This window comes from Pseudomonas sp. 5.2 (genome assembly GCF_059025405.1).
The window spans coordinates 112,648-135,722 of sequence record NZ_JBYBHH010000001.1 but is presented as its reverse complement, the minus strand read 5'-3'; the positions used below and the strand labels follow the sequence as shown (position 1 = coordinate 135,722).

Sequence of the window (23,075 nt, the reverse complement as noted above, 5' to 3'; positions counted from 1 at the left end):
TGAGAGCCCAGGACTCGTTATTCGCCGACGCTGATCTTCAGGCCAGCCGCTATCGCAAAGGGTGCCAGTGTCACCGCCAGGGCCGTGAGGCTGGCAAGCCAGAGCAGATGGCCGGTGGCTGGCATATTTTGCAACGCCGCCTGCAACGCACCACTGCCCAGGATCAATACAGGGATATACAACGGCAGAATCAGCAATGCCAGCAGCAGACCACCGCGTTTAAGACCGACTGTCAGCGCCGCCCCCACCGCGCCCAACAGGCTCAGCACGGGCGTCCCCAGCAGCAACGAGGCGAGCAGCACCGGCAGGCAATGGCTCGGCAGCCCTAGCATCAGAGCCAGCAGTGGCGCCAACAATACCAGCGCCAGGCCGGAAAAGATCCAGTGCGCCAGCACCTTGGCCAATACCAGGAGCGCCAGCGGATGCGGCGACAGCACCCACTGCTCCAGCGAGCCATCCTCGAAATCGCTGCGGAACAGGCCGTCCAGCGACAGCAGCACGGCCAGCAAGGCCGCCACCCACACCAGGCCCGGCGACAAGGTTTGCAACAATTGGCTCTCAGGGCCGACCGCCAGCGGGAAAAGGGCCACGACGATGGCGAAGAACACCAGCGGGTTGGCCAGCTCGGCCGGGCGGCGGAACAACAGGCGCGCTTCGCGGCGCAACAACAGGATGAATACGCTCATGCCGCCCATTGCCCCAAGTTCAGTTCACGGTAGCCCGACGGTTTGCGTTCGAGGCTGTGGTGGGTGGTCAGTACCACCGTGCCGCCCTGCTCGCAATGCGCCGCCAGGTGCGCTTCGAGCTGCGCCACGCCTTGTTTGTCGAGGGCGGTGAACGGCTCGTCGAGAATCCACAAGGGGGGGCTTTCGAGGTACAAGCGGGCCAGGGCCACACGGCGCTGCTGGCCGGCGGACAAGGTATGGCAAGGCACGTCTTCGAAACCGCGCAGGCCGACCGCCGCCAGCGCCGCCCAGATTGCCTCGGCGCTGGCCGGCTGGTGCAAAGCACAGAGCCAGGTGAGGTTCTCCTCGGCGGTGAGCAGGTCCTTGATCCCCGCAGCATGGCCAATCCACAGCAGGATGCTGGCCAAGGCATGGCGCTGTTCGGCCAACGGCTGGCCACCGAGCAGAATCTGCCCGGCAGTCGGCTGCATCAACCCGGCCAGCAGGCGCAACAAGCTAGTCTTGCCGCTGCCGTTGGGGCCACTGATCTGCAGCATGTCGCCGGGCCGCAGCTCGAAATCCAGGTGCTCGAACAGCAGGCGCCAGTCGCGCTCGCAGGCCAGGCCCGCGGCTTGGAGGTGAAGGGTCACGGTTTCGCCTTATCTGTGTAGGGTTCAAGACCAGTCGCCGATCTTCAACCCAGTGTCTCAAGTCGCCCCCCTCCCTGCCGTTACAGTGGCAGTGGCGGACGGGCGGCATTATTACATGCACGGCCTCGCTGCCAAGAGGGCGGGTTCGACAGGTTGTATACAATCATGACTGAAATCAATAGTCTCGGCGCACAAACCGCGATCAGCGCCCAGGCCATCAAGGCGGGCATGACCGGCGAACTGCTGCGCCTCACGCAAGCACAACCCGGCTTGCTGGCCCCGGGCGAAACGGCGCAGGCCGAGGTGTTGTCGATGCGCCAGCTGGGCCGGGAATTCCAGCTCGTGCTGCGGCTGATGCAGGCCAACGGCGCCCAGACCCAACTGCAAGCCAGCGCCAGCCAGCCCTTGCCCCCGGGCAGCCAGGTCACGGTCAGTCAAACCGAAGGCAATCGCCTGGCCATCCTGTTGCAACAGGCCAGCACCAGCAACATCGCCACCCTCACCCGCCTGGACACGGCCAAGGTACCGGTCGGCACCCTGCTGCAAGGCAAGGTCCTGACCAACCAGCCCATCCTTCAAGCGCAGGGCCAGGCCGCCGGTTACCGTTCGCTGGTCAGCCTGCTCAACAGTGCCCAAGCCGGCGCCACCCTGACCATCGACAGCCCACGCCCGCTGCCGGTGGGCAGCCTGCTCAGCGCGCGGGTGCAAGGCGACCAGTCGCTGCAATTCGTGCCACTCAGTGGCCGGCAAGACCAGCTCAGCATTGCCCAGCAACTGCTCACCCAGCAAAACCGTCAGGCCTCGTTACCGGGCCTGCTCAGCGCATTGCAACAGCTCGCCCGCGACCCCGGCGCCGACGGCGATTTGCGCGCGACCGCCGACCGCGTGCTCGCCGGCCTGCCGGACGCGCGCCAGCTCGGCGATGCCAAGGCCGTCGCCCAGGCCCTGAACAACAGCGGCGCCTTCCTCGAGGCAAAGCTGCTGGGCGGCCTGCCAGCAAGCGTCGCGACCGACCTCAAGGCGCACCTGCTCAGGTTGGTGACCCAGGCCTCGGTCACCACACCCGGCGCACCAGCCCTAGCCCCCAGTACCTTGGCCCTGACAATGCCGGCCTTGGCCCGCGGGGCGCTGGGCATGCTGGACCGAGTCAGCCCGAAACCCCAGCCTGGGGCGTTTCCGCTGCCCTCACGGCTACTCAAGGCCATGGAAGACGAAGGTGACCTGCAACAACTGCTGCGCCTGGCCGCGGCGGCTGTCTCGCGCCTGCAAAGCCACGCCATGAGCAGCCTGCAACAAACTGGCACGCTTGAAAACGGCAACCTGCAAACCACCTGGCAGACCGAAGTCCCCATTCGCCATGGCCAGGAGTTCATCCCGCTGCAGGTCAAGCTGCAACGCGAGGAAACGCCGCAGCAGCAAGCCGACCGCCAGCAGGAATCGCAAGACCCGCTGCAGGCCCTGTGGCGCATCGAGCTGGCCTTTGACCTCGCGCCGCTTGGCCCGCTGCAAGTCCAGGCCCAGTTGAGCCAGGGCCGCTTGAATGGCCAGCTGTGGGCAGAACGTGAACCCACCGCACGGCTGATCGACAGCCAGCTCGGCACCCTGCGCGAGCGCCTGCTGGCCCGCGGCCTGGACGTCGGCGACCTGGAATGCCACCCCGGCATCCCCCCTCAAGGCCCCCGCACGCGGGTCGAACAACGCTGGGTGGACGAAAACGCATGACCCTCAAAACACCCCGCCAGGCCATTGCCCTGAGCTACGACGGCCAACAGGCACCCACCCTCAGCGCCAAGGGCGACGATGCCTTGGCCGAAGCCATCCTCGCCCTGGCCCGCCAACACGAGGTGCCGATCTACGAAAACGCCGAGCTGGTGCGCCTGCTGGCCCGGCTGGAGCTGGGCGATCAGATACCCGAGGCGCTGTACCTGACCATCGCCGAGATCATTGCCTTTGCCTGGCAACTGCGCGGCAAGGTGCCGCCAGGCTTTGACGATTCCACCAAACCCGAGCGTGACGTCACCGAGTTGTTGCCGCGCCTGCCCGGCCAAGCGGGCTGAACCGTCCGCAAGCATTATCTACCGTCGCCCCCTTGCCCTGTCGGTCGATCCTGTGGTTTTTCCCGAGCCACGGAGACCGACATGCCGACCACCCACATTAACGCGGCTGGCGTGCAGTACGTACGCAACCACCTAGCCACCCTGCCCCGACCCGACCGCGACGCCAAGCAGGCCATCCAGGACTGGCTGGCGACACAAGGCGTGCACCTGGACCCCGACCAGGTCGAGGTGGTGACGCTGCACATACACCCGGCCGGAGCCACCCAGTACCAGGCACAGGTAGTGCAGCGTGTGAGCCTGACGCAAGCCGTACTGATGAACTGGCAAGGTGAATCCAACAACGACTTTTTCGGCGGCCTGTTCAAAGCCCCCTGGGCCGGCAGGCTGCCCGAAGACGGCCCAATCACCTGTGTCGAGCAACTCCCGGCACAACCACACGTCGACAACGGGGCCTGGTATGAGGTGTTCAACGGCCTGTTCAAGCGGACCGAACCTGCCCGCTACGACCACTCGACGCTGCTGAACGTGCGCGCCGAAGCCCTGCAGCGTCACATCGAGGCTCTGGACTTCCACACGCGCTACAAGGCGTCGCTCGACGCCTACTGGCACGACCAACTGCCCAGCTACCGCCTGTGCTGCAAACTCAACTTCCTTGCTGCCTGCAACAAGCAGATCGGCGACGGCAGCCTCAGCGACGCCGCGCGCCAGCTGGCCTGGCGCGCGGCCGATGTCATCCCACGCGGCAAGGGCCTGCGCCTGAGCACCCTGAGCATTTACGGCTACGCATCCACGGACCTGCTGTACATCAACGACAGCCATAGCGACCTGACCTTGCTCTATGTACCCGGCAACAGCTCGCCCCTGCTGGAATTCGCCAGCGAAGCCCTGTTGAAGGATTGGGTCGGCCAACAGTGCAAGGACGCCACCCGACGCCAGGCGCTCAAGCAACACTTTCGCTTGGCCGATGGCCCCCAGGGTATCGACTTCAGCGGCCTGGACACCGCCCTTGAAGGCTTGGGCGAATATCCACGCAGCCATCGCCTGCCACCGGAACATGGCTTTTTCAACGACGACGGCACCTGGCCCCCGCGCACCTATGTCAACTACCGCCCCGGCAAGTACAACCCGCGGATCACCGGCGACCTGTTCCAGGCCATGGCCCTGCGTCAGCGGCAGCGCTGCTACGACGATGCCGACTTCATCATCACCAGCAACAGCGAGATCAGCAAACGCAAATGGCGCAGCTACCTCAACAGCACGCTCAACCTGCTGGCGCCGCTGACCTTCGTGGTGCCTGGCCTGGCGCCCTTGCTGGCGCTGGGCGGTATCGTGCAACTGGGCCTGGGCCTGGACCAAGCCATCAATGGCAAGACCCTGCACGACAAGCTCGACGGCATCGGCAACATAACCTATGGCCTGCTCAATGCAACGCCGCTGGCACTGGAAGCAGTGGCCAAAGGCAAGGGCCTGCTGCGTTTCGAGCAGGACGGCTTCGTCGCCCCGCGCCGGGTGAACGAGCAGTGGGGTTACCCGCTGAGCCCTTCCGACCCACCACATTTGCCCCCCGTGGATGTCGCGCCCTACTTCCACCGCCCTGCTCCCATTGCGCCACTACCGGACGGCGATGCCGCAGTGGCCAAGGCCGTGCGGCGCTACCCGCGGTACAACGGCGACACTGATCGGATGATCGGCTATTACGAAGAGACGCCTGATTATCCGCAAGAGCTTGATCTGGTCTACGACATGCAGACCGACCTGTTCATCACCGAGGAAGGCACCAATCAGGTAGAGCCGACGTACTTCGAAGCGCAGCCGCTCACCGGCACCATGCGCCCGGCCAACCCCGAAGGCCGGGCCGTCACCGACCCGATGCGCATGGCATCACTGCGCGGCCTGGGTATCGACCTGCAACTGCCCGTGCAGCTACCCAGCCCATTTCCCGCCGGCGCCCGCCCCATCCCGCAACGGATTACATCGCTGTGGGTAGGCGACAAGACGCTAGGCCCCGAGTTGCTTGAGACGTTGGCTGGCAATGCCCGGCGCCTGCAAGAAGGGCCATACCAGTACCGGCTGTACCTGTCCAAGGCAAACCCGCAGGCGTATGCGCACAACGTCGGCGAACTGGCCAGCAAGGTGCTGGGGCTGCAGGTACTGCCATTGGAGGACCAAGCGTTTTTCAAAGCCTTCGAGCGAAGTCAGTATTTCAGCCATTACCAGGCAGCGATCGAGGGCAATAATGGCGTGGCCACCAACTTCTCTTCCGCGTCGGACGTGTTGCGCTACCCGATGCTGCACGCCGAAGGTGGGCTGTACATGGACGTCGATGACCAACTACTGGGCCAAAGCGCACAGGCGGCGATCAATGATGTGGAGCTCGCGACCACCGATGACGGGTTGCTCCTGCATCCGCCTATGTCCAACCAGAAACTGGGCATGAACACCCTGTATAACACCAGCATGATTGGCAGCCATGCCGGCAACCCGACCTTGCTGGCGATATCGGAAGAGATGCAGGCGCGTTTTCTTGCCGACCCGGACTTCTACCGGGCGCGGCCGACCTTGGCCAGCGACCCGCGAGGGTTCTATGCGTACGCCAAACGCCTCAGCCACATCACCGGCCCGGCGATGCTCAGCGCCGTGACCGACCGCTTGCTGCCCGACCTGTACCTGATTCGTCAGCTGTACAACCTGTACACGATGCCGCGTATCAACAGCTTTCTGTACATCGATATGGAAGCTTTGCGGCTCGTCTGGCGTGACCGCTTGCCGCTCAATCGCCTGGCCAAGGTGGGTGGCATGCATTCCTGGGCTACCACCTGAGGTGTGAGCCATTGGGGCTGCTGTGCAGCCCTTCGCAGCACAAGGCTGCTCCTACAAAATGGCGCTGTACCTGTAGGAGCAGCCTTGCGCTGCGAAGGGCCGCAAAGCGGCCCCAAGGACCACCGCACATTCTGTAGGAGCAGCCTTGCGCTGCGAAGGGCCGCACAGCGGCCCCAAGGATTCAGCTCACTCGGTACGGTGCAACTTGCTCATCAACTCCGCCTCGGCCTGGGTCAGGCCGCAGGTCTCGGTCAGCTCGGACACGCTCGCCCCCATGCCGACCAGCTTGGCCGCCTGGCTGAAGGTGACGCTGCTGGGGTCACGCTGCTCCAGCCGCTCCAGCCGATCCGGCAAGGTGGCCAACGTCTCGCGCACGTCTTGGATAGCCTCACCCATGCGCACGGTACCGTTCTGGTAGTCGTCCAGGCGCTTGGCCAGGTCCTTGATACGCTGATCACGCAGCGCATCGCCCGCAGCCTGTTGCGCCGCCAGCTCGCGCTGGCGCTTGGTGTGGTTGAGGAACATCCACACACCCAGCGCCCAAAGCAGCGCCAGGAAGATGACAGCAACCTCAAGGATCAACTCAGATGTTCTCAAGCTCGGACCACTCTTCCTCGGTCATCATCTTGTCCAGTTCCACCAGGATCAGCAGCTCGCCGTTCTTGTTGCACACGCCCTGGATGAACTTGGCCGATTCTTCGTTACCCACATTTGGCGCCGTCTCGATCTCGGACTGACGCAGGTAGACCACCTCGGCAACACTGTCGACCAGGATACCGACCACTTGCTTGTCCGCCTCGATGATGACGATACGGGTGTTGTCGGTCACCTCGGTCGGCATCAGGCCAAAACGCTGGCGGGTGTCGATCACCGTCACCACGTTGCCACGCAGGTTGATGATGCCCAGCACATAGCTCGGCGCGCCCGGTACCGGGGCGATCTCGGTGTAGCGCAGCACTTCCTGCACCTGCATGACATTGATCCCGTAGGACTCGTTGTCCAGACGGAAGGTTACCCATTGCAGGATCGGATCTTCGGAACCTTGTGCGGACGACTTTTTCATTCCCCTACCCCTCAAAATCCGCGCTAGGCGGTGTGTTCGGTGTCATTTGTGTTTGGCGTGCATCTGCTTGACTGCGCCGCTGGCGATCAGCTCGGCCAGTTCGGCGACGTCAAGCAAGGCACACATGTGTTCGATCACCGTGCCGGCCAACCAGGGGCGCTGGCCACGCTGGCTGCGCCACTTGATCTCGGACGGGTCCAGGCGCAGGGAACGGCTGACCTGGTGCACGGCCAGCCCCCATTCATAGCCCTGGACCGAAATCACATACTGCAGGCCCTGGCGAAAATCGTCGCGGTAGCGGTCGGGCATTACCCAACGCGCGGTGTCGAGGACCTTCAGGTTGCCGGCCTGGCAGGTCAGGATGCCAAGAAACCAGTCCGGTTGGCCGAACAGCGGCGTCAGCTCCTGGCCGGCCAGGTTGTAGATCGAGCCCAGGCACACCAAGGGCACCGCCAGGGTCAGCCCGGCGACGTCGAACAGCAGGCACTCGAACGGCTCCGCTGCCCAGGCCGGGCGGCCATCGATGCTTGCCGGCGGCACCGGCAAGTTCGGCGCAGGCAGGTGCACATCCACCACCGGCACCGCCGGTTCTACCGCGGGCGCTTCGATCAGCACCGGGATGCTGGCCTCGGCCACTACCTGCTGCTCGACCACCGCCACCACCGGTTCTTCCACCGGCAGCACGCTGGGCAGCACCTGTAACCGCGGCTCGGCAAAGGGCCGGGGCGCCGCGAGGGTGGCCTGGGCAGGCTGGCGTGCATCACGCGCCTGCTCCTCGCGCACCGCGTCGGCGAAGTCCTCCGGTGCCGTCGGCAGCTCGATCAGGTCGTCGGCCTCGGTGGCCTCTTGCAACAAGCCATCGAGGTAGGATTGCAGGGCCATCTGCGGCCGCGTGCTGGTTTGCCGTGTCTGCGTCATCAGGCCACCTGCACTGCGGTTTTGTAGGTCAGTAAATGCTTGAGCAGCGCCCGGTAGGCAATCAGCCCACGGCTCTTGCCATCGAACTGCGAAGGCGTCACGCCCTTGCGGCTGGCATCGCGCAAGCGCGTATCGACCGGGATGTAACCCTGCCAGACATGCTGCCCATAGGTGTCGCGCAGCAGTTTGAGCGTGCCCAGGGAGGCCTGGGTACGGCGGTCGAACAGGGTCGGCACGATCTGGTAAGGCAAGGCCTGTTTACGCGAACGGTTGACCATGGCCAGGGTCCCGACCATGCGTTCCAGGCCCTTGACCGCGAGAAACTCGGTCTGCACCGGGATCACCAGTTGCTGGCTCGCGGCCAGGGCGTTGACCATCAGCACGCCGAGCAAGGGCGGGCTGTCGATCAAGGCAAAGTCGAAGTCTTGCCACAGCTGCGCCAGACTCTTGGCGATCACCAGCCCCAGGCCGTTCTTGCCCGGCGACTGACGCTCCAGCACCGCCAGCGCGGTGCTCGATGGCAACAGCGAAATACGCTCGTCGCTCGTCGGCAGCAGCAATTGCCCCGGCAAGCCCTCGGGCACGCTGCCTTGGTGCAGGAACAGGTCATAGCAGCTGTGTTCCAGCGCATCGGGGTTGTGCCCGAAATAACTGGTCATCGACCCATGCGGGTCGAGGTCGACGACGACCACGCGCTTGCCCGCCTCAGCCAGCAGGCCAGCCAGGGCGATGGTCGTGGTGGTCTTGCCGACGCCACCTTTTTGATTGGCTACTGCCCAGACTCTCATAGGACAACTCTTGACTCATAAATTTAGCGCCCACCCTTGTGGGAGCGGGCTTGTCCCGCGAACACGGGCGTAGCCCGTGCCATCCACCACGTCGCCTGCTTCGCGGGGCAAGCCCGCTCCCACAGGTACCGCGCTCAGCAAGCAAGACAATACGCAGTGACGGAGAATTGACGAGTTACTGACTCGCTGTTGCCGGTGCACTTTGTGTGCCAGCACGGCGCAACGCCGCATCCGGCGTGGCATTGGCGCTGCCTGTGCCGGTCAGGCTGCGGCGCACTTCGAGGTTGCGCGAAATCACCAGCACCACGCGGCGGTTGCGCGCACGGCCTTCGGCACTGTCGTTGCTGGCGACCGGCTGATACTCGCCATAGCCCACCGAGGCCATGCGCGCCGGGTTGACCCCTTCCATGGCCAGCAGGCGGACGATGCTGGCCGCCCGCGCCGACGACAGTTCCCAGTTGGTCGGGTACTGCGCGGTGCGAATCGGCAGGTTGTCGGTAAAGCCTTCGACATGCACCGGGTTGGCGAACGGCTTGAGGATGTTCGCCACCTTTTCGATGATGTCGAAGGCCTTGTCGCTGGGCATGGCATCACCGCTGCCGAACAGCAGCGAGGAACTGAGCTCGATTTCTATCCACAGCTCATTGCCGCGCACGGTCATCTGGTCGGTCTTGATCAGGTCGCCAAAGGCGTCGCGCACGTCGTCGCTGATGGTCTTCAGCGGGTCGACGTTGGTTTGCGCCAGGCCCGCTTCGGTCTGCTCGCTGTCCCTGACCAAAGGCTCGGCCGGGCGCACGCTCAGCGGCTGTTCATCACCGATGGGGATCGGCTTCATGCTCCGCTCGGGGTCGTTGAACACCCCGAGCAAGGCCTGCGAAATGACCTTGTACTTGCCCTCGTTGATCGAGGAAATCGAGTACATGACCACGAAAAACGCGAACAGCAAGGTGATGAAGTCGGCGTACGACACCAGCCAGCGCTCGTGATTCTCGTGTTCCTCGGTATGACGACGGCGGCGCATGGTTACTCCATGAAGCCTTGCAGCTTCAGCTCAATCGAGCGCGGGTTTTCACCCTCGGCAATCGACAGCAGGCCCTCAAGCAGCATCTCGCGGTAGCGCGACTGGCGCATGACGATAGCCTTGAGCTTGTTGGCGATCGGCAACAGGATCAGGTTGGCGCTGGCCACGCCGTAGATGGTGGCGACGAACGCCACGGCGATGCCGTTACCCAGCTGCGACGGGTCGGCCAGGTTGCCCATCACATGGATCAGGCCCATGACCGCGCCGATGATGCCGATGGTCGGGGCGTAGCCGCCCATGCTCTCGAACACCTTGGCGGCCTGGATGTCACGGCCCTCCTGGGTCAGGAAGTCGACTTCAAGAATGCTGCGGATGGCTTCGGGCTCGGCACCGTCGACCAGCAACTGCAGGCCCTTGCGCGCATAGGGGTCGGGCTCGGCATCAGCCACCCCTTCCAGGCCCAGCAGGCCCTCTTTGCGCGCCGTCAAGCTCCAGTTCACCACCCGGTCGATACCGCCTGCCAGGTCGACCCGGGGCGGGAACAGGATCCAGCGCAAAATCTGCAAGGCACGCTTGAAGGCCGACAGCGGCGACTGCAACAGCGCCGCCGCCAAGGTGCCGCCCAGCACGATCAAGCCCGCCGGGCCATTGATCAGCGCGCCGACATGCCCGCCTTCGAGGAAGTTGCCGCCGACAATCGCGACAAACGCCAGGATCAGGCCGATCAGGCTTAGCACGTCCATCAGACGCAGGCCTCGACCAGGTGCTTGCCGATCTCGTCCAGGCTGTACACCGCGTCGGCCAGGTTGGCCTTGACGATGGCCATGGGCATGCCATAGATCACGCAGCTGGCTTCATCCTGGGCCCACACGGTACTGCCGCCCTGCTTAAGCAGGCGCGCGCCTTCACGGCCGTCGGCGCCCATGCCGGTGAGCACCACCGACAGCACCTTGTCGCCGTACGACTTGGCCGCCGAGCCGAAGGTGATGTCCACGCACGGCTTGTAGTTCAGGCGCTCGTCACCCGGCAGGATCTTCACCGTGCCACGGCCGTCGATCATCATCTGCTTACCACCCGGGGCCAGCAGCGCCAAGCCTGGGCGCAACAGGTCACCGTCCTCGGCTTCCTTCACGCTGATCTTGCACAGCTTGTCCAGGCGTTCGGCAAACGCCTTGGTGAAGGCCGCTGGCATGTGCTGGATCAACACGATCGGCGCCGGGAAGTTGGCGGGCAGTTGCGTCAGCACCCGCTGCAGCGCCACCGGGCCGCCCGTGGACGTACCAATGGCCACTAGCTTGTAAGGTTTGCGCTTGGGTGCCGGGGCATGTGCCGCGGGCGCTGCGGCCGGGGTGCGTACCGGCGGTGCCGTGCGCGCCGGGGCCGAGGCCGGGCTTGCGAAGCTGCTGGTCGGCGCATGGCTGCTGCTGGTAGTGACAGGCGCAGCAGCAGGTGCTGGGTTGTAACTGCCGAAACGACGGTTGCTGCGCGACAGGGTATGCACCTTTTCGCACAGCATCTGCTTGACCTTCTCGGGGTTGCGCGAGATGTCTTCGAAGTTCTTCGGCAGGTAATCCACTGCACCGGCATCCAGCGCGTCGAGGGTCACCCGGGCGCCTTCATGGGTCAGCGAAGAGAACATCAACACCGGCGTCGGGCAGCGCTGCATGATGTGCCGCACTGCGGTGATGCCGTCCATCATGGGCATTTCGTAGTCCATGGTGATGACATCGGGCTTGAGCGCCAGCGCCTGGTCGATTGCTTCCTTGCCATTGGTCGCGGTACCCACTACCTGGATCGTCGGGTCCGCCGAGAGGATTTCCGAGACGCGGCGGCGGAAGAAACCGGAATCATCCACCACCAGGACCTTGACTGCCATAAACACTCCATTAGGCGGCGCAACCCGCCAGGGCGCGCCACCGAAATCAAATACGCCGCGCGGCGTAACGCTTGAGCATGCTCGGAACGTCGAGGATCAACGCGATACGACCGTCGCCGGTGATCGTGGCCCCGGACATGCCCGGCGTGCCCTGCAGCATCTTGCCCAGCGGCTTGATTACCACTTCTTCCTGGCCCACCAGTTGATCGACGACAAAGCCGATGCGTTGGGTGCCGACCGACAGGATCACCACATGGCCCTCGTGCTGCTCTTCGTGCACCTGGCCCTGGACCAGCCAGCGCTTGAGGTAGAACAGCGGCAATGCCTTGTCGCGCACGATCACCACTTCCTGGCCATCGACCACATTGGTACGCGAGAGGTCAAGGTGGAAGATCTCGTTGACGTTGACCAGCGGGAAGGCGAAGGCCTGGTTGCCCAGCATCACCATCAAGGTCGGCATGATCGCCAGGGTCAGCGGCACCTTGATGACGATCTTCGAACCCTGGCCCTTGGCCGAGTAGATGTTGATCGAGCCATTGAGCTGGGAAATCTTGGTCTTCACCACGTCCATGCCGACACCACGGCCAGACACGTCAGAGATCTCGGTCTTGGTCGAGAAGCCCGGGGCGAAGATCAGGTTGTAGCAGTCCGACTCGCTCAGACGCTCGGCGGCGTCCTTGTCCATCAGGCCCTTTTCCACGGCTTTGGCGCGCAGGATGTTGGGGTCCATGCCCTTGCCGTCATCAGAGATCGACAACAGGATATGGTCGCCTTCCTGTTCAGCCGACAGCACCACCCGGCCCGTACGCGCCTTGCCGGTGGCTTCACGCTCGTCGGGCATCTCGACGCCATGGTCGACGGCGTTGCGCACCAAGTGCACCAACGGGTCGGCCAGGGCCTCGACCAGGTTCTTGTCGAGGTCGGTTTCTTCACCGACCAGCTCCAGGTTGATCTCTTTCTTGAGCTGGCGGGCCAGGTCGCGAACCAGGCGCGGGAAGCGGCCGAAGACTTTCTTGATCGGCTGCATGCGGGTCTTCATGACCGCGGTCTGCAGGTCGGCGGTGACCACGTCGAGGTTTGACACGGCCTTGGACATGGCCTCGTCACCGCTGTTCAAGCCCAGGCGCACCAGGCGGTTACGCACCAGCACCAGTTCGCCGACCATGTTCATGATCTCGTCCAGGCGCGCAGTGTCGACGCGCACGGTGGTTTCCGCCTCGCTGACCGCATGTTTTTCTGCCGCTGGGGCCGGCGCGCGAGGCGCAGGTGCGGGCTTGCTGGCAGCTGCTGGGGCGGCGGCTGGAGCAGGTGCCGGTTTGGCCACCGGCTTGCTCTCGACCTTGGCGGCGACAGGCGCTTCGACCGCGACCGCGTCACCCGAGAACTTGCCCTTGCCGTGCAACTCATCGAGCAAGGCTTCGAACTCGTGCTCGCTGATCTCGTCACTCGTTGGGCTGGCCGCTGCAACGCTTTGCGGCGCTGCCGCTGCTGGCGCATTGGCGGCCGGCAAGGCATCGGCCTGGAAGGTGCCCTTGCCGTGCAACTGATCGAGCAGCGACTCGAACTCTTCATCGGTGATTTCATCGCTGACTGGGGCCGCAGCGCTGGCCACAGGCTCAGCGGCGACTTCGGCGCTGAACTGGCCTTTGCCATGCAACTGGTCGAGCAACGACTCGAATTCGGCGTCGGTGATTTCGTCACCGGCGCTGCTGACGGTTTCGCCTTGCATCTGCTCATCGGCAGCAGCCTGGGCCTTGACCGCGTCGAGCGAGTCGAGCAGCTGCTCGAATTCGCTGTCGGTGATGTCTGGCTCTTCGGCAGGCGCCGCGGCGACCGGCTCGGCTGCAGCCGCAGGCGCTGCGACCGCGTCGGCAGCAGCAGGCTCGGCCAGGCGCGACAACGCCGCCAGCAGTTCTGGGGTAGCGGGGATGACCTCGCTGCGCTCGCGGACCTGGCCAAACATGCTGTTGACCGTGTCCAGCGCCTCCAGCACCACGTCCATCAATTCGGCGTCGACCCGGCGCTCACCTTTGCGCAGGATGTCGAACACGTTCTCGGCGATATGGCAGCACTCCACCAGCTCGTTGAGCTGGAGGAAGCCGGCGCCCCCTTTTACAGTGTGGAAACCGCGAAAAATGGCATTGAGCAGGTCGGCATCATCCGGTCGGCTTTCCAGCTCGACCAGTTGCTCGGACAGTTGCTCAAGAATTTCGCCGGCTTCTACCAGGAAATCCTGAAGGATTTCTTCATCGGCGCCGAAGCTCATTAAACGTGCTCCTTAAAAACCCAGACTGGACAGCAGATCATCGACATCGTCCTGACCGGACACGACGTCTTCACGCTTATCGGCATGAATCTGCGGACCTTCACCCCGAGTCGGATGTTTTTCTTGATCTTTTTCAGCACGCAGCTGCTGGTGGTCATGTTCGATACCGGCAAAACGGTCGACTTGACTGGCCATCAGCACGAGCTTGAGCAGGTTGCTTTCCACCTCGGTGACCAGCGCGGTGACCCGCTTGATCACCTGCCCGGTCAGGTCTTGATAGTCCTGAGCCAGCAGAATGTCGTTGAGGTGGCCTGAGACCTTGCGGTTACCTTCAGCGCTGTGCGTCAGGAAACTGTCGACGCGTTTGACCAGGTCACGGAATTCCGGCGCGGCCACTTCGCGGCGCATGAAGCGCTGCCAGTCCACGCTCAGGGCCTTGGCCTCACCCGCCAGGTCGTTGAGCACCGGCGTGCTTTCCTCGACCAGGTCCATGGTGCGATTAGCGGCACCCTCGGTCAGCTTGACCACATAGGACAGGCGCTCGGTGGCGTCGGTGATCTGCGAGACCTCCTCGGCCTGTGGCATGTGCGGGTCGATCTGGAAACTGACGATCGCACTGTGCAGCTCACGGGTCAGCTTGCCGACTTCCTGATACAGGCCGCGGTCGCGGGTCTGGTTCAGCTGATGAATCAGCTGCACCGCCTCGCCGAAGCGCCCGCGTTCCAGGCTCTCGACCAGCTCCTGGGCATGCTTCTTCAGGGTCGATTCGAACTCCCCCAAAGACGTTTGTGATGAATCCATGGCGCGCCCCCTGACGTGACTCAGCCGTTGACGCGTTCGAAGATCTTCTCGATCTTTTCTTTGAGCACCTGAGCGGTGAACGGCTTGACCACGTAACCATTGACGCCGGCCTGGGCCGCTTCGATGATCTGGTCGCGCTTGGCTTCGGCCGTCACCATCAGTACCGGCATGGTTTTAAGCTTTTCGCTGGCGCGGACTTTGCGCAGCAGGTCGATACCGGACATGCCCGGCATGTTCCAGTCGGTTACCAGGAAGTCGTAGTGGCCGTTTTCCAGCATCGGCAACGCAGTGGTGCCGTCGTCAGCTTCGTCGGTGTTGGTGAAGCCCAGATCACGCAGCAGGTTCTTGATGATCCGCCGCATCGTCGAAAAGTCGTCAACGATGAGGATTTTCATGTTCTTGTCCAATTAGACCTCCAAGCAGTCTCAAACGCGCTCGGCCCCCGAGCACGCATTCATTCAATTCGGCACAACGTGAAACGGCTGCAGCGTCTTCAGTGCAACGGCTGGCGCTCAGCGCGCCCGCCACTCACCCAGACGGCTGCGCAAACGTGCGGCGCACTGGCTGTGCAACTGGCTTACCCGCGACTCGCTGACGCCCAGCACCTCACCGATTTCCTTGAGGTTCAGCTCTTCGTCGTAGTACAGCGCCAGCACCAGCCGCTCGCGCTCTGGCAGGTTGGCGATCGCATCGGTCAGGGCAGCCTGGAAGCGCTCGTCTTCAAGGCCCCGCGCCGGTTCGACCTGGCCACTGGCGCCGTCTTCGTGCAGGCCTTCGTGCTCGCCGTCCTGCAACAGGTCGTCGAAGCTGAACAGCCGGCTGCCCAGGGTATCGTTCAAAATCCCGTAGTAATCATCGAGACTCAATTGGAGTTCGGCAGCAACCTCGTGATCTTTAGCGTCGCGACCGGTTCTTGCTTCAACGGCGCGCATTGCATCACTGACCATGCGGGTATTGCGGTGCACCGACCGCGGTGCCCAATCGCCCTTGCGCACCTCGTCGAGCATGGCGCCGCGGATGCGGATGCCGGCGTAGGTCTCGAAGCTGGCGCCCTTGCTGGCGTCATACTTGTTGGCCACTTCCAGCAGGCCGATCATGCCGGCCTGGATCAGGTCTTCGACCTGGACGTTGGCCGGCAGCCGCGCCAACAGGTGATAGGCGATGCGCTTGACCAGCGGGGCGTAGCGTTCGATCAGCTCGTACTGGGCGTCTTTCGACGCCCTGCTGTACATCTTGAAGCCGCTCGCATTCATAGTACCGGTCCTGCGCTGGTGGGCTGCACCAGACGCTCGACGAAGAATTCCAGATGCCCGCGCGGGTTGGCCGGCAACGGCCAGCTGTCGACCTTCTGCGCAATGGCCTTGAAGGCCAACGCACACTTGGAACGCGGGAACGCTTCGTACACCGCGCGCTGCTTCTGCACCGCCTTGCGCACGCACTCGTCGTACGGCACGGCGCCCACGTACTGCAGGGCAACGTCAAGGAAGCGATCGGTGACCTTGGTCAACTTGGCGAACAGGTTGCGCCCTTCTTGCGGGCTCTGCGCCATGTTGGCCAGCACCCGGAAGCGGTTCATGCCGTAGTCACGGTTGAGCAGTTTGATCAGTGCGTAGGCGTCGGTGATCGAGGTGGGTTCGTCGCACACTACCAGCAGCACTTCCTGGGCCGCGCGAACGAAGCTGACCACCGAGTCACCGATACCCGCAGCGGTGTCGATCACCAGCACGTCGAGGTTGTCGCCGACGTCGCTGAACGCCTGGATCAGGCCAGCGTGCTGGGCCGGCGCCAGGTGCACCATGCTCTGGGTGCCGGAGGCCGCCGGTACGATGCGCACACCGCCGGGGCCTTGCAGCATCACATCGCGCAGCTCACAGCGCCCTTCAATAACGTCGGCCAGGGTGCGTTTGGGGGTCAGGCCAAGCAATACGTCGACATTGGCCAGGCCCAGGTCGGCGTCCAGCAACATGACCCTGCGGCCAAGCTCGGCCAGCGCCAGAGACAGGTTCACTGAAACGTTAGTCTTGCCGACGCCACCTTTGCCACCGGTCACGGCGATCACCTGTACGGGATGCATGCTACCCATGTCTGTTCTTTACCTTGTCTCGCTGGGACTCAGGCCACACGTGAGGCAATTCTGCGTGCCCCTTGGCATAGCTACGTTGCACACACTTCATCATCAACCCGCTCGCCGTGGGTTGTGATAGAGATCAGCGAACATATCGGCCATGGCCTCTTCGCTGGGCTCGTCCTGCTGCTGCACATTGACCGCACGGGTGACCAGCTGGTGCGCCCGGGGCAAGTGCAAATCGTCGGGAATGCGCGGCCCATCGGTCAGGTAGGCCACCGGCAATTCATGACTGATGGCAAGGCTCAGCACGTCGCCGAGGCTTGCCGTTTCGTCGAGTTTGGTCAGGATGCAGCCGGCCAGGCCACAGCGCTTGTAGCTGTGGTAGGCGGCGGTCAGCACCTGCTTCTGGCTAGTGGTTGCCAGCACCAGGTAATTCTTAGCGGCGATGCCGCGGCTGGCCAGGGTTTCCAGCTGCATGCGCAGGGCCGGGTCGCTGGCCTGCAGACCAGCGGTATCGATCAGCACCACGCGTTTACGCAGCAGCGGTTCCAGCGCCTGGGCCAGGGACTGGCCCGGGTCGACGTAGGTCACCGGCACATTGAGGATGCGCCCCAGGGTCTTGAGCTGCTCCTGGGCACCGATGCGGAAGCTGTCCATGCTCACCAGCGCCAACTGCGGGGCGCCGTACTTGAGCACGTAGCGCGCAGCCAGCTTGGCCAGAGTGGTGGTCTTGCCCATGCCGGCCGGGCCGACCATGGCGATTACACCGCCCTCTTCAATCGGCTCCACCTCGGGGATTTCGATCATCCGCGCCAGGTGCGCCAGCAGCATGCGCCAGGCCTGGCGTGGCTCTTCGATCTCAGTCGTGAGGTCGAGCAGTTCACGGGCAATCGGGCCGGACAGGCCGATGCGTTGCAGGCGGCGCCAGAGGTTGGCCTGCTGCGGCTTGCTGCCTTGCAGCTGGCTCCAGGCCAGCGAGCCGAGCTGCACTTCCAGCAGCTCGCGCAGGCCCGACAGCTCCGAGCGCATGGCATCGAACAGGCGCGGGTCGACCGGCGCCGGGGCTGGCGCAGCGGCAGGTGCCGGGGCGTCCACGTGGGGCTCGACCAGCGGTTCGGAGGCCGTCAGCGACTGGCCGGCGAACAATTGGCGGTTGTTGTCGCTGGTGTCGCTGCGCTGGTCCAGCTCGGCCTGGGCCGTGGCAATGCGCGTGTGGGTCTTGCGCAGCTCTTCTTCAAGCTCGGCGTTGGGTACGCGCGGGGCCAGGGCGGACAATTTGTAGTCCAGCGCGGCCGTCAATTCGACACCACCGGCGATGCGGCGGTTACCGATGATGGCGGCATCGGAGCCAAGCTCATCCCGGACCAGCTTCATGGCCTGACGCATATCGGCGGCGAAAAATCGCTTAACTTGCATTATCCACTACCTCAGCCGTTAGGGCCCACGGTGGCAACGATGGTGACTTGCTTGTTGTCAGGTATTTCCTGATACGCCAGAACATGCAAATTCGGTACAGCCAGGCGACCGAAGCGCGACAGCATGGCGCGGATCGGGCCGGCGACCAGGAGAATGGCCGGCTGGCCTTGCATCTCTTGGCGCTGGGCCGCGTCAATCAGCGAACGCTGCAGCTTTTCAGCCATGCTCGGCTCCAGAAGAACACCGTCTTCCTGACCCTGCCCGGCCCTTTGCAGACTATTGAGCAAAATCTGTTCCAACCTCGGTTCAAGGGTGATCACCGGCAGCTCAGACTCAACGCCGACAATGCTTTGCACGATGGCGCGACACAATCCGACGCGCACCACGGCCACCAGCGCGGCGGTATCTTGACTCTTGCCCGCGTTGTTGGCGATGGCCTCGGCGATGCTGCGGATATCGCGCACCGGCACTTGCTCGGACAGCAATGCCTGCAGGACCTTCAGCAGCCCCGACAAGGAAATGACACCCGGCACCAATTCTTCTGCCAGTTTAGGCGAAGCCTTGGACAACACTTGCAGCAATTGCTGCACTTCCTCATGGCCGATCAGCTCGTGACAGTGCTTTTGCAGGATCTGGTTGAGGTGCGTGGCCACCACCGTACTGGCATCGACCACGGTATAGCCCAGCGACTGCGCCTGGGAGCGCTGGCCAACGTCAATCCACACCGCCTCCAGGCCAAAGGCCGGGTCGCGTGCGGCAATGCCGTTGAGGGTGCCAAATACCTGGCCCGGGTTGATCGCCAGTTCGCGGTCCGGGTAAATCTCCGCTTCAGCCAGGATCACCCCCATCAACGTGAGGCGGTAGGCGCTGGGCTGCAGGTCGAGGTTGTCGCGAATGTGCACGGTGGGCATGAGGAAACCCAGGTCTTGGGACAGCTTCTTGCGCACGCCCTTGATCCGCGCCAGCAACTGGCCGCCCTGGTTGCGGTCGACCAGCGGGATCAAGCGGTAACCGACCTCAAGGCCGATCATGTCGATCGGGGTAACGTCGTCCCAGCCCAGCTCCTTGGTTTCCAGCGCACGCTGTGGCGAGGGCAGCAGGTCCTGCTGGCGCTGCGCCTCTTCCTGGGCCTTGACCTTCACCTGCTGCTGTTTCTTCCACACCAGGTAGGCACCGCCGCCGGCCATCAGGCCAAGGCTGAGGAAGGCCACATGCGGCATGCCCGGCACCAGGCCCATGATGATCATCAGCGCACCGGAGACCGCCAGGGCCTTGGGTGAGTCGAACATCTGCCGGTTGATCAGCTTGCCCATGTCTTCCGAGCCCGAAGCCCGGGTGACCATGATGGCCGCAGCGGTGGACAGCAGCAGTGATGGCAATTGCGCCACCAAACCGTCACCGATGGTCAACAAGGCGTACACCTTGCCGGCTTCGCTGAACGGCATGCCGTGCTGGAGCATGCCGATGAGCATGCCGCCGATGAGGTTGATGAACAGGATCAGCAGGCCGGCGATGGCGTCGCCGCGCACGAACTTGCTGGCACCGTCCATCGAGCCATAGAACTCGGCCTCCTGCGCGACCTCGGAGCGGCGGGCCTTGGCCTGGGCCTGGTCGATCAGGCCGGCGTTGAGGTCGGCGTCGATGGCCATCTGTTTGCCGGGCATGGCATCGAGGGTGAAGCGCGCGCTTACCTCGGAAATACGCCCGGCACCCTTGGTCACCACGACGAAGTTGATGATCATGAGGATGGCGAACACCACCGCACCGACCACGTAGTTGCCGCCGATGACCACTTCACCGAAGGCCTGGATCACCTTGCCCGCAGCGCCATGGCCCTCCTGGCCGTGGAGCATGACCACACGGGTGGAGGCAACGTTCAGGGCCAGGCGCAGCAAGGTCGCCACCAGCAGGATGGTGGGGAATGCGGCGAAGTCGAGTGGGCGCAAGGCGTAGACGCAGACCAGCAGCACCACGATCGACAGCGCGATGTTGAAGGTGAAGAACACGTCGAGCAGGAACGGCGGTATCGGCAACATCATCATTGCCAACATCACCAGCAGCAACAGCGGCACACCCAGGTTGCCCCGGCCGAGACCGGCCAGGTTGTGGCGTGCGTTGTTGATTAACTGAGTGCGATCCACCGCGAGTCCTCTTGATGCAAAACTTTGACGCCCAGGGGGCGCCTGGGCGTGGCTCTGCAAGAAGCCTTCCAACTTTGCTATTTGGGTGTTCGCCTTGGGGTTTTTGGTGGGTTTGAGATCGAGCGCCGCCCGCGCGGCGCTTCGCAGCACAAGGCTGCTCCTACATTTTTCTCGGGCCAATTATTCCTGAGGCGATCGCGCGCAAATATCACAGGCCTCACTGGCCCGAAACAGATGTAGGAGCAGCCTTGTGCTGCGAAGCGCCGCGCGGGCGGCGCTCGATCTCACAGGCGCTGAACGACCATCGCCAAGCACCTATCAGCTATCACGCCGCAAATCCGGCGGAATCGGCAAATCATCCTTCAACGGCTCCGGCCGCTTGCCCTTGCCCGACCGGTACTGACGAATCTGGAACACATACGCCAACACCTGCGCCACCGCCAGGTACAACCCCGCCGGGATCTCGTGCTCAAGCTCGGTGGAGTAATAGATCGCCCGCGCCAGGGCTGGCGATTCAAGGATCTGGATCTTGTGCTCGACACCAATCTCGCGAATCTTCAACGCCATGAAATCAGTACCCTTGGCCAGCAGCAAGGGCGCTGCCCCGCCCTTCTCCGGGTCGTACTGCAGGGCCACGGCATAGTGCGTGGGGTTGGTGATGATCACGTCCGCCTGCGGCACCGCCGCCATCATGCGCCGCTGCGACACTTCGCGCTGCAACTGGCGAATACGCTGCTTGACCTCAGGCTTGCCCTCCGAGTCCTTGTACTCGTCACGCACTTCCTGCTTGGTCATCTTCATTTTCTTGTGCGTCTGCCACAGCTGGAACGGCACGTCCGCCGCCGCGATCAGCAGCAGCCCCGCCGACATCCACAGCGCACTCCACCCCACCACCTGGACACTGTGAATGATCGCCTGCTCCAACGGCTCATTGGCAATCGACAGCAACGCCTGGCGGTCGCTGACCAGCACCACCACCGCCACGATCAGGATCGCGAAAAACTTGGCCAGGGCCTTCAGCAACTCGGTCAGGGCATGCATCGAGAACATGCGCTTGATCCCCGACAGCGGGTTCATGCGGCTGAATTTGGGCTGCAGCAGGCTGCCGGAAAACAGGAAGCCACCCAACGCGATCGGGGCAACGAACGAGATCACGAACAGCAGAATCAGTACGGGCTGCACCGCCCAGATCGCCATCTTGCCCGAGGCCAACAAAAACGCGCCCATGGCGCGCTCATCGACGATCATGTCGCGGGTCAGGCTGAAGTTCATGCGCATCACGCTCAGCAGCGTCTCGGCCAAGTGGCCGCCGAACATCAGCAGGCCGCCGGCGCCTGCCAGGGTCACCGCCACCGTGTTCAGCTCCTTGGAGCGGGCGATCTCACCTTTTTCGCGCGAATCGCGCTTGCGCTTGTCGGTGGGGTCTTCTGTCTTGTCCTGACCACTCTCGCTTTCAGCCATACTCAGCGCGCCCTTGCCAGATCACGCAGCCATTGCAGCGCGTCGCTGGCCAATGCCTGGTAGTGGGAAAGCATATCGGCCAGGCCGACCCAGAAAATCCCCATGCCCATGACCAGCGTCAGCGGGAAGCCAATGGAGAAGATGTTCAGCTGTGGCGCCGCCCGCGTCATCACGCCAAAGGCGATGTTCACCACCAGCAACGCGGCAATCACCGGCAAGATCAGCAACAGCCCGGCACCGAACACCCAACCCAGGCGTCCGGCCATTTCCCAGAACTGGCTGACCATCAGCGCATTGCCCACCGGCAAGGTGGTGAAGCTTTCGGTCAGCACTTCGAAGACCACCAGGTGCCCGTTCATCAGCAGGAACAGCACACTGACCAGCATGGTCATGAACTGGCTGATCACCGTTACGTTGACGCCGTTGGCCGGGTCGACCATCGAGGCGAAGGCCATGCCCATCTGCACTGCGACAATCTGGCCAGCGATGACGAAGGCCTGGAACAGCAGCTGCAACGAGAACCCGAACAACGCCCCGACGATGATCTGCTCGCCACACAGCAGCAGGCCCTGCAAGCTCAACGGCTCGAACTCGGGCAACGGCGGCAGCGCCGGGACGATCACCACGGTGATGGCCACCGCCACGTACAGGCGCACCCGCGCCGGCAGCATGCGCGTGCCGAAGATCGGCATGGTCATCAGCACCGCCGTCACCCGGAACAACGGCAGGATGAAGGTGGCGACCCAGGTGCCGATCTGTGCGTTGGTCAGCTCCAGCATGGCCGTGTCAACCGATCAGCTGCGGGATGCTGGTGTAGAGCGTGGTGATGTATTCCATGAACTTCTGCACCAGCCAAGGCCCCGCGACGATCAGCGTGACCAGCATTACCAGCAGACGCGGCAGGAAGCTCAGGGTCTGTTCGTTGATCTGCGTGGCGGCCTGGAACATCGCCACCATCAGGCCCACCAGCAGGCTCGGCACCACCAGGATGCCGACCATCAGCGTGGTCAGCCAAAGTGCATCGCGGAACAGGTCGACAGCAACTTCAGGGGTCATGCGTGGCT

22 protein-coding genes are annotated in these 23,075 nt (G+C 63.6%); 3 read left to right on the top strand and 19 right to left on the bottom strand.

Going from position 1 to position 23,075, the window contains the following annotated elements; all coding sequences use genetic code 11:
- Window positions 1-17 precede the first annotated feature (17 nt).
- Entirely contained in the window at window positions 18-695 is a 678-nt protein-coding gene (gene ccmB / locus AC5PZ0_RS00625) for a heme exporter protein CcmB (RefSeq protein ID WP_371097214.1), read from the bottom strand.
- Entirely contained in the window at window positions 683-1,315 is a 633-nt protein-coding gene (gene ccmA, locus AC5PZ0_RS00620) for a cytochrome c biogenesis heme-transporting ATPase CcmA (protein ID WP_027592999.1), read from the bottom strand. The genes ccmB and ccmA overlap by 13 nt, the downstream gene beginning before the upstream one ends.
- A 165-nt stretch (window positions 1,316-1,480) precedes the next feature.
- Here ccmA and fliK point away from each other — a divergent pair, with 165 nt between their 5' ends.
- From fliK to AC5PZ0_RS00605, 3 genes are all read left to right on the top strand, one after another.
- Complete coding sequence (gene fliK / locus AC5PZ0_RS00615) at window positions 1,481-3,037, top strand: flagellar hook-length control protein FliK (protein WP_493854091.1); 1,557 nt, start codon at window positions 1,481-1,483, stop codon at window positions 3,035-3,037.
- Window positions 3,034-3,372: an EscU/YscU/HrcU family type III secretion system export apparatus switch protein gene (locus AC5PZ0_RS00610; protein ID WP_412765460.1), complete on the top strand. Its 339-nt coding sequence runs from the start codon at window positions 3,034-3,036 to the stop codon at window positions 3,370-3,372. The genes fliK and AC5PZ0_RS00610 overlap by 4 nt, the downstream gene beginning before the upstream one ends.
- Before the next feature lie 81 nt (window positions 3,373-3,453).
- Window positions 3,454-6,192: a dermonecrotic toxin domain-containing protein gene (locus AC5PZ0_RS00605; RefSeq protein WP_493854090.1), complete on the top strand. Its 2,739-nt coding sequence runs from the start codon at window positions 3,454-3,456 to the stop codon at window positions 6,190-6,192.
- Between the two features lie 186 nt (window positions 6,193-6,378).
- Here the strand turns inward: AC5PZ0_RS00605 and AC5PZ0_RS00600 are convergent, their stop codons facing one another.
- From AC5PZ0_RS00600 to fliQ, 17 genes are all read right to left on the bottom strand, one after another.
- On the bottom strand, window positions 6,379-6,774 hold the full coding sequence (locus tag AC5PZ0_RS00600; RefSeq protein WP_027593003.1) for a DUF2802 domain-containing protein: 396 nt from the start codon (window positions 6,772-6,774) through the stop codon (window positions 6,379-6,381).
- A gap of 1 nt (window position 6,775) precedes the next feature.
- The gene (locus AC5PZ0_RS00595) at window positions 6,776-7,255 is read right to left on the bottom strand and encodes a chemotaxis protein CheW (protein ID WP_003254393.1); all 480 of its coding nucleotides are present in this window, start codon (window positions 7,253-7,255) and stop codon (window positions 6,776-6,778) included.
- A gap of 42 nt (window positions 7,256-7,297) precedes the next feature.
- A complete protein-coding gene (locus AC5PZ0_RS00590; RefSeq protein WP_099428650.1) occupies window positions 7,298-8,173 on the bottom strand; it encodes a CheW domain-containing protein in 876 nt (291 codons plus the stop codon).
- The gene (locus tag AC5PZ0_RS00585; protein WP_027593005.1) at window positions 8,173-8,961 is read right to left on the bottom strand and encodes a ParA family protein; all 789 of its coding nucleotides are present in this window, start codon (window positions 8,959-8,961) and stop codon (window positions 8,173-8,175) included. Before AC5PZ0_RS00585 ends, AC5PZ0_RS00590 begins: the two co-directional genes overlap by 1 nt.
- A 175-nt stretch (window positions 8,962-9,136) precedes the next feature.
- Window positions 9,137-9,982, bottom strand: a complete 846-nt coding sequence (gene motD / locus AC5PZ0_RS00580; RefSeq protein ID WP_186679668.1) for a flagellar motor protein MotD — start codon at window positions 9,980-9,982, stop codon at window positions 9,137-9,139.
- Between the two features lie 2 nt (window positions 9,983-9,984).
- Window positions 9,985-10,725, bottom strand: a complete 741-nt coding sequence (locus AC5PZ0_RS00575) for a flagellar motor protein (RefSeq protein WP_027593007.1) — start codon at window positions 10,723-10,725, stop codon at window positions 9,985-9,987.
- Complete coding sequence (locus AC5PZ0_RS00570) at window positions 10,725-11,858, bottom strand: protein-glutamate methylesterase/protein-glutamine glutaminase (protein WP_186679667.1); 1,134 nt, start codon at window positions 11,856-11,858, stop codon at window positions 10,725-10,727. Before AC5PZ0_RS00570 ends, AC5PZ0_RS00575 begins: the two co-directional genes overlap by 1 nt.
- 46 nt (window positions 11,859-11,904) lie before the next feature.
- Window positions 11,905-14,124, bottom strand: coding sequence for a chemotaxis protein CheA (locus AC5PZ0_RS00565; RefSeq protein WP_099428647.1), 2,220 nt, complete (start codon window positions 14,122-14,124; stop codon window positions 11,905-11,907).
- 12 nt (window positions 14,125-14,136) lie between these two features.
- Window positions 14,137-14,925 carry a protein phosphatase CheZ gene (locus AC5PZ0_RS00560; protein WP_027593010.1) on the bottom strand — a complete coding sequence of 263 codons (789 nt, stop codon included), beginning with the start codon at window positions 14,923-14,925 and terminating at the stop codon, window positions 14,137-14,139.
- Window positions 14,926-14,945: 20 nt separating this feature from the next.
- Window positions 14,946-15,320: a chemotaxis response regulator CheY gene (locus AC5PZ0_RS00555; RefSeq protein ID WP_077068541.1), complete on the bottom strand. Its 375-nt coding sequence runs from the start codon at window positions 15,318-15,320 to the stop codon at window positions 14,946-14,948.
- A gap of 117 nt (window positions 15,321-15,437) precedes the next feature.
- Window positions 15,438-16,178 carry an RNA polymerase sigma factor FliA gene (gene fliA / locus AC5PZ0_RS00550; RefSeq protein WP_027593012.1) on the bottom strand — a complete coding sequence of 247 codons (741 nt, stop codon included), beginning with the start codon at window positions 16,176-16,178 and terminating at the stop codon, window positions 15,438-15,440.
- Window positions 16,175-17,008 carry a flagellar synthesis regulator FleN gene (gene fleN, locus AC5PZ0_RS00545; protein ID WP_027593013.1) on the bottom strand — a complete coding sequence of 278 codons (834 nt, stop codon included), beginning with the start codon at window positions 17,006-17,008 and terminating at the stop codon, window positions 16,175-16,177. The genes fliA and fleN overlap by 4 nt, the downstream gene beginning before the upstream one ends.
- A gap of 93 nt (window positions 17,009-17,101) precedes the next feature.
- On the bottom strand, window positions 17,102-18,409 hold the full coding sequence (gene flhF / locus AC5PZ0_RS00540) for a flagellar biosynthesis GTPase FlhF (protein ID WP_027593014.1): 1,308 nt from the start codon (window positions 18,407-18,409) through the stop codon (window positions 17,102-17,104).
- An 11-nt stretch (window positions 18,410-18,420) separates the two neighbouring features.
- Window positions 18,421-20,550, bottom strand: coding sequence for a flagellar biosynthesis protein FlhA (flhA, locus tag AC5PZ0_RS00535; protein ID WP_027593015.1), 2,130 nt, complete (start codon window positions 20,548-20,550; stop codon window positions 18,421-18,423).
- 318 nt (window positions 20,551-20,868) lie between these two features.
- Window positions 20,869-22,011: a flagellar biosynthesis protein FlhB gene (gene flhB, locus AC5PZ0_RS00530; protein ID WP_027593016.1), complete on the bottom strand. Its 1,143-nt coding sequence runs from the start codon at window positions 22,009-22,011 to the stop codon at window positions 20,869-20,871.
- Between the two features lie 2 nt (window positions 22,012-22,013).
- A complete protein-coding gene (fliR, locus tag AC5PZ0_RS00525; RefSeq protein ID WP_027593017.1) occupies window positions 22,014-22,790 on the bottom strand; it encodes a flagellar biosynthetic protein FliR in 777 nt (258 codons plus the stop codon).
- Window positions 22,791-22,797: 7 nt separating this feature from the next.
- Window positions 22,798-23,067 carry a flagellar biosynthesis protein FliQ gene (gene fliQ / locus AC5PZ0_RS00520; protein WP_027593018.1) on the bottom strand — a complete coding sequence of 90 codons (270 nt, stop codon included), beginning with the start codon at window positions 23,065-23,067 and terminating at the stop codon, window positions 22,798-22,800.
- Window positions 23,068-23,075 lie beyond the last annotated feature (8 nt).

Excerpts from the sequence above, each read along its gene's own strand:
- AC5PZ0_RS00595 (WP_003254393.1), bottom strand. The coding sequence starts at position 7,255 with ATGAAAAAGTCGTCCGCACAAGGTTCCGAAGATCCGATCCTGCAATGG.
- AC5PZ0_RS00575 (WP_027593007.1), bottom strand. The coding sequence starts at position 10,725 with ATGGACGTGCTAAGCCTGATCGGCCTGATCCTGGCGTTTGTCGCGATT.
- AC5PZ0_RS00605 (WP_493854090.1), top strand. The coding sequence starts at position 3,454 with ATGCCGACCACCCACATTAACGCGGCTGGCGTGCAGTACGTACGCAAC.
- ccmB (WP_371097214.1), bottom strand. The coding sequence starts at position 695 with ATGGGCGGCATGAGCGTATTCATCCTGTTGTTGCGCCGCGAAGCGCGC.
- AC5PZ0_RS00590 (WP_099428650.1), bottom strand. The coding sequence starts at position 8,173 with ATGACGCAGACACGGCAAACCAGCACGCGGCCGCAGATGGCCCTGCAA.
- fliQ (WP_027593018.1), bottom strand. The coding sequence starts at position 23,067 with ATGACCCCTGAAGTTGCTGTCGACCTGTTCCGCGATGCACTTTGGCTG.
- AC5PZ0_RS00560 (WP_027593010.1), bottom strand. The coding sequence starts at position 14,925 with ATGGATTCATCACAAACGTCTTTGGGGGAGTTCGAATCGACCCTGAAG.
- flhB (WP_027593016.1), bottom strand. The coding sequence starts at position 22,011 with ATGGCTGAAAGCGAGAGTGGTCAGGACAAGACAGAAGACCCCACCGAC.
- AC5PZ0_RS00555 (WP_077068541.1), bottom strand. The coding sequence starts at position 15,320 with ATGAAAATCCTCATCGTTGACGACTTTTCGACGATGCGGCGGATCATC.
- AC5PZ0_RS00570 (WP_186679667.1), bottom strand. The coding sequence starts at position 11,858 with ATGGCAGTCAAGGTCCTGGTGGTGGATGATTCCGGTTTCTTCCGCCGC.
- fliA (WP_027593012.1), bottom strand. The coding sequence starts at position 16,178 with ATGAATGCGAGCGGCTTCAAGATGTACAGCAGGGCGTCGAAAGACGCC.
- motD (WP_186679668.1), bottom strand. The coding sequence starts at position 9,982 with ATGCGCCGCCGTCGTCATACCGAGGAACACGAGAATCACGAGCGCTGG.
- AC5PZ0_RS00610 (WP_412765460.1), top strand. The coding sequence starts at position 3,034 with ATGACCCTCAAAACACCCCGCCAGGCCATTGCCCTGAGCTACGACGGC.
- flhF (WP_027593014.1), bottom strand. The coding sequence starts at position 18,409 with ATGCAAGTTAAGCGATTTTTCGCCGCCGATATGCGTCAGGCCATGAAG.
- fleN (WP_027593013.1), bottom strand. The coding sequence starts at position 17,008 with ATGGGTAGCATGCATCCCGTACAGGTGATCGCCGTGACCGGTGGCAAA.
- AC5PZ0_RS00565 (WP_099428647.1), bottom strand. The coding sequence starts at position 14,124 with ATGAGCTTCGGCGCCGATGAAGAAATCCTTCAGGATTTCCTGGTAGAA.
- AC5PZ0_RS00585 (WP_027593005.1), bottom strand. The coding sequence starts at position 8,961 with ATGAGAGTCTGGGCAGTAGCCAATCAAAAAGGTGGCGTCGGCAAGACC.
- fliK (WP_493854091.1), top strand. The coding sequence starts at position 1,481 with ATGACTGAAATCAATAGTCTCGGCGCACAAACCGCGATCAGCGCCCAG.
- fliR (WP_027593017.1), bottom strand. The coding sequence starts at position 22,790 with ATGCTGGAGCTGACCAACGCACAGATCGGCACCTGGGTCGCCACCTTC.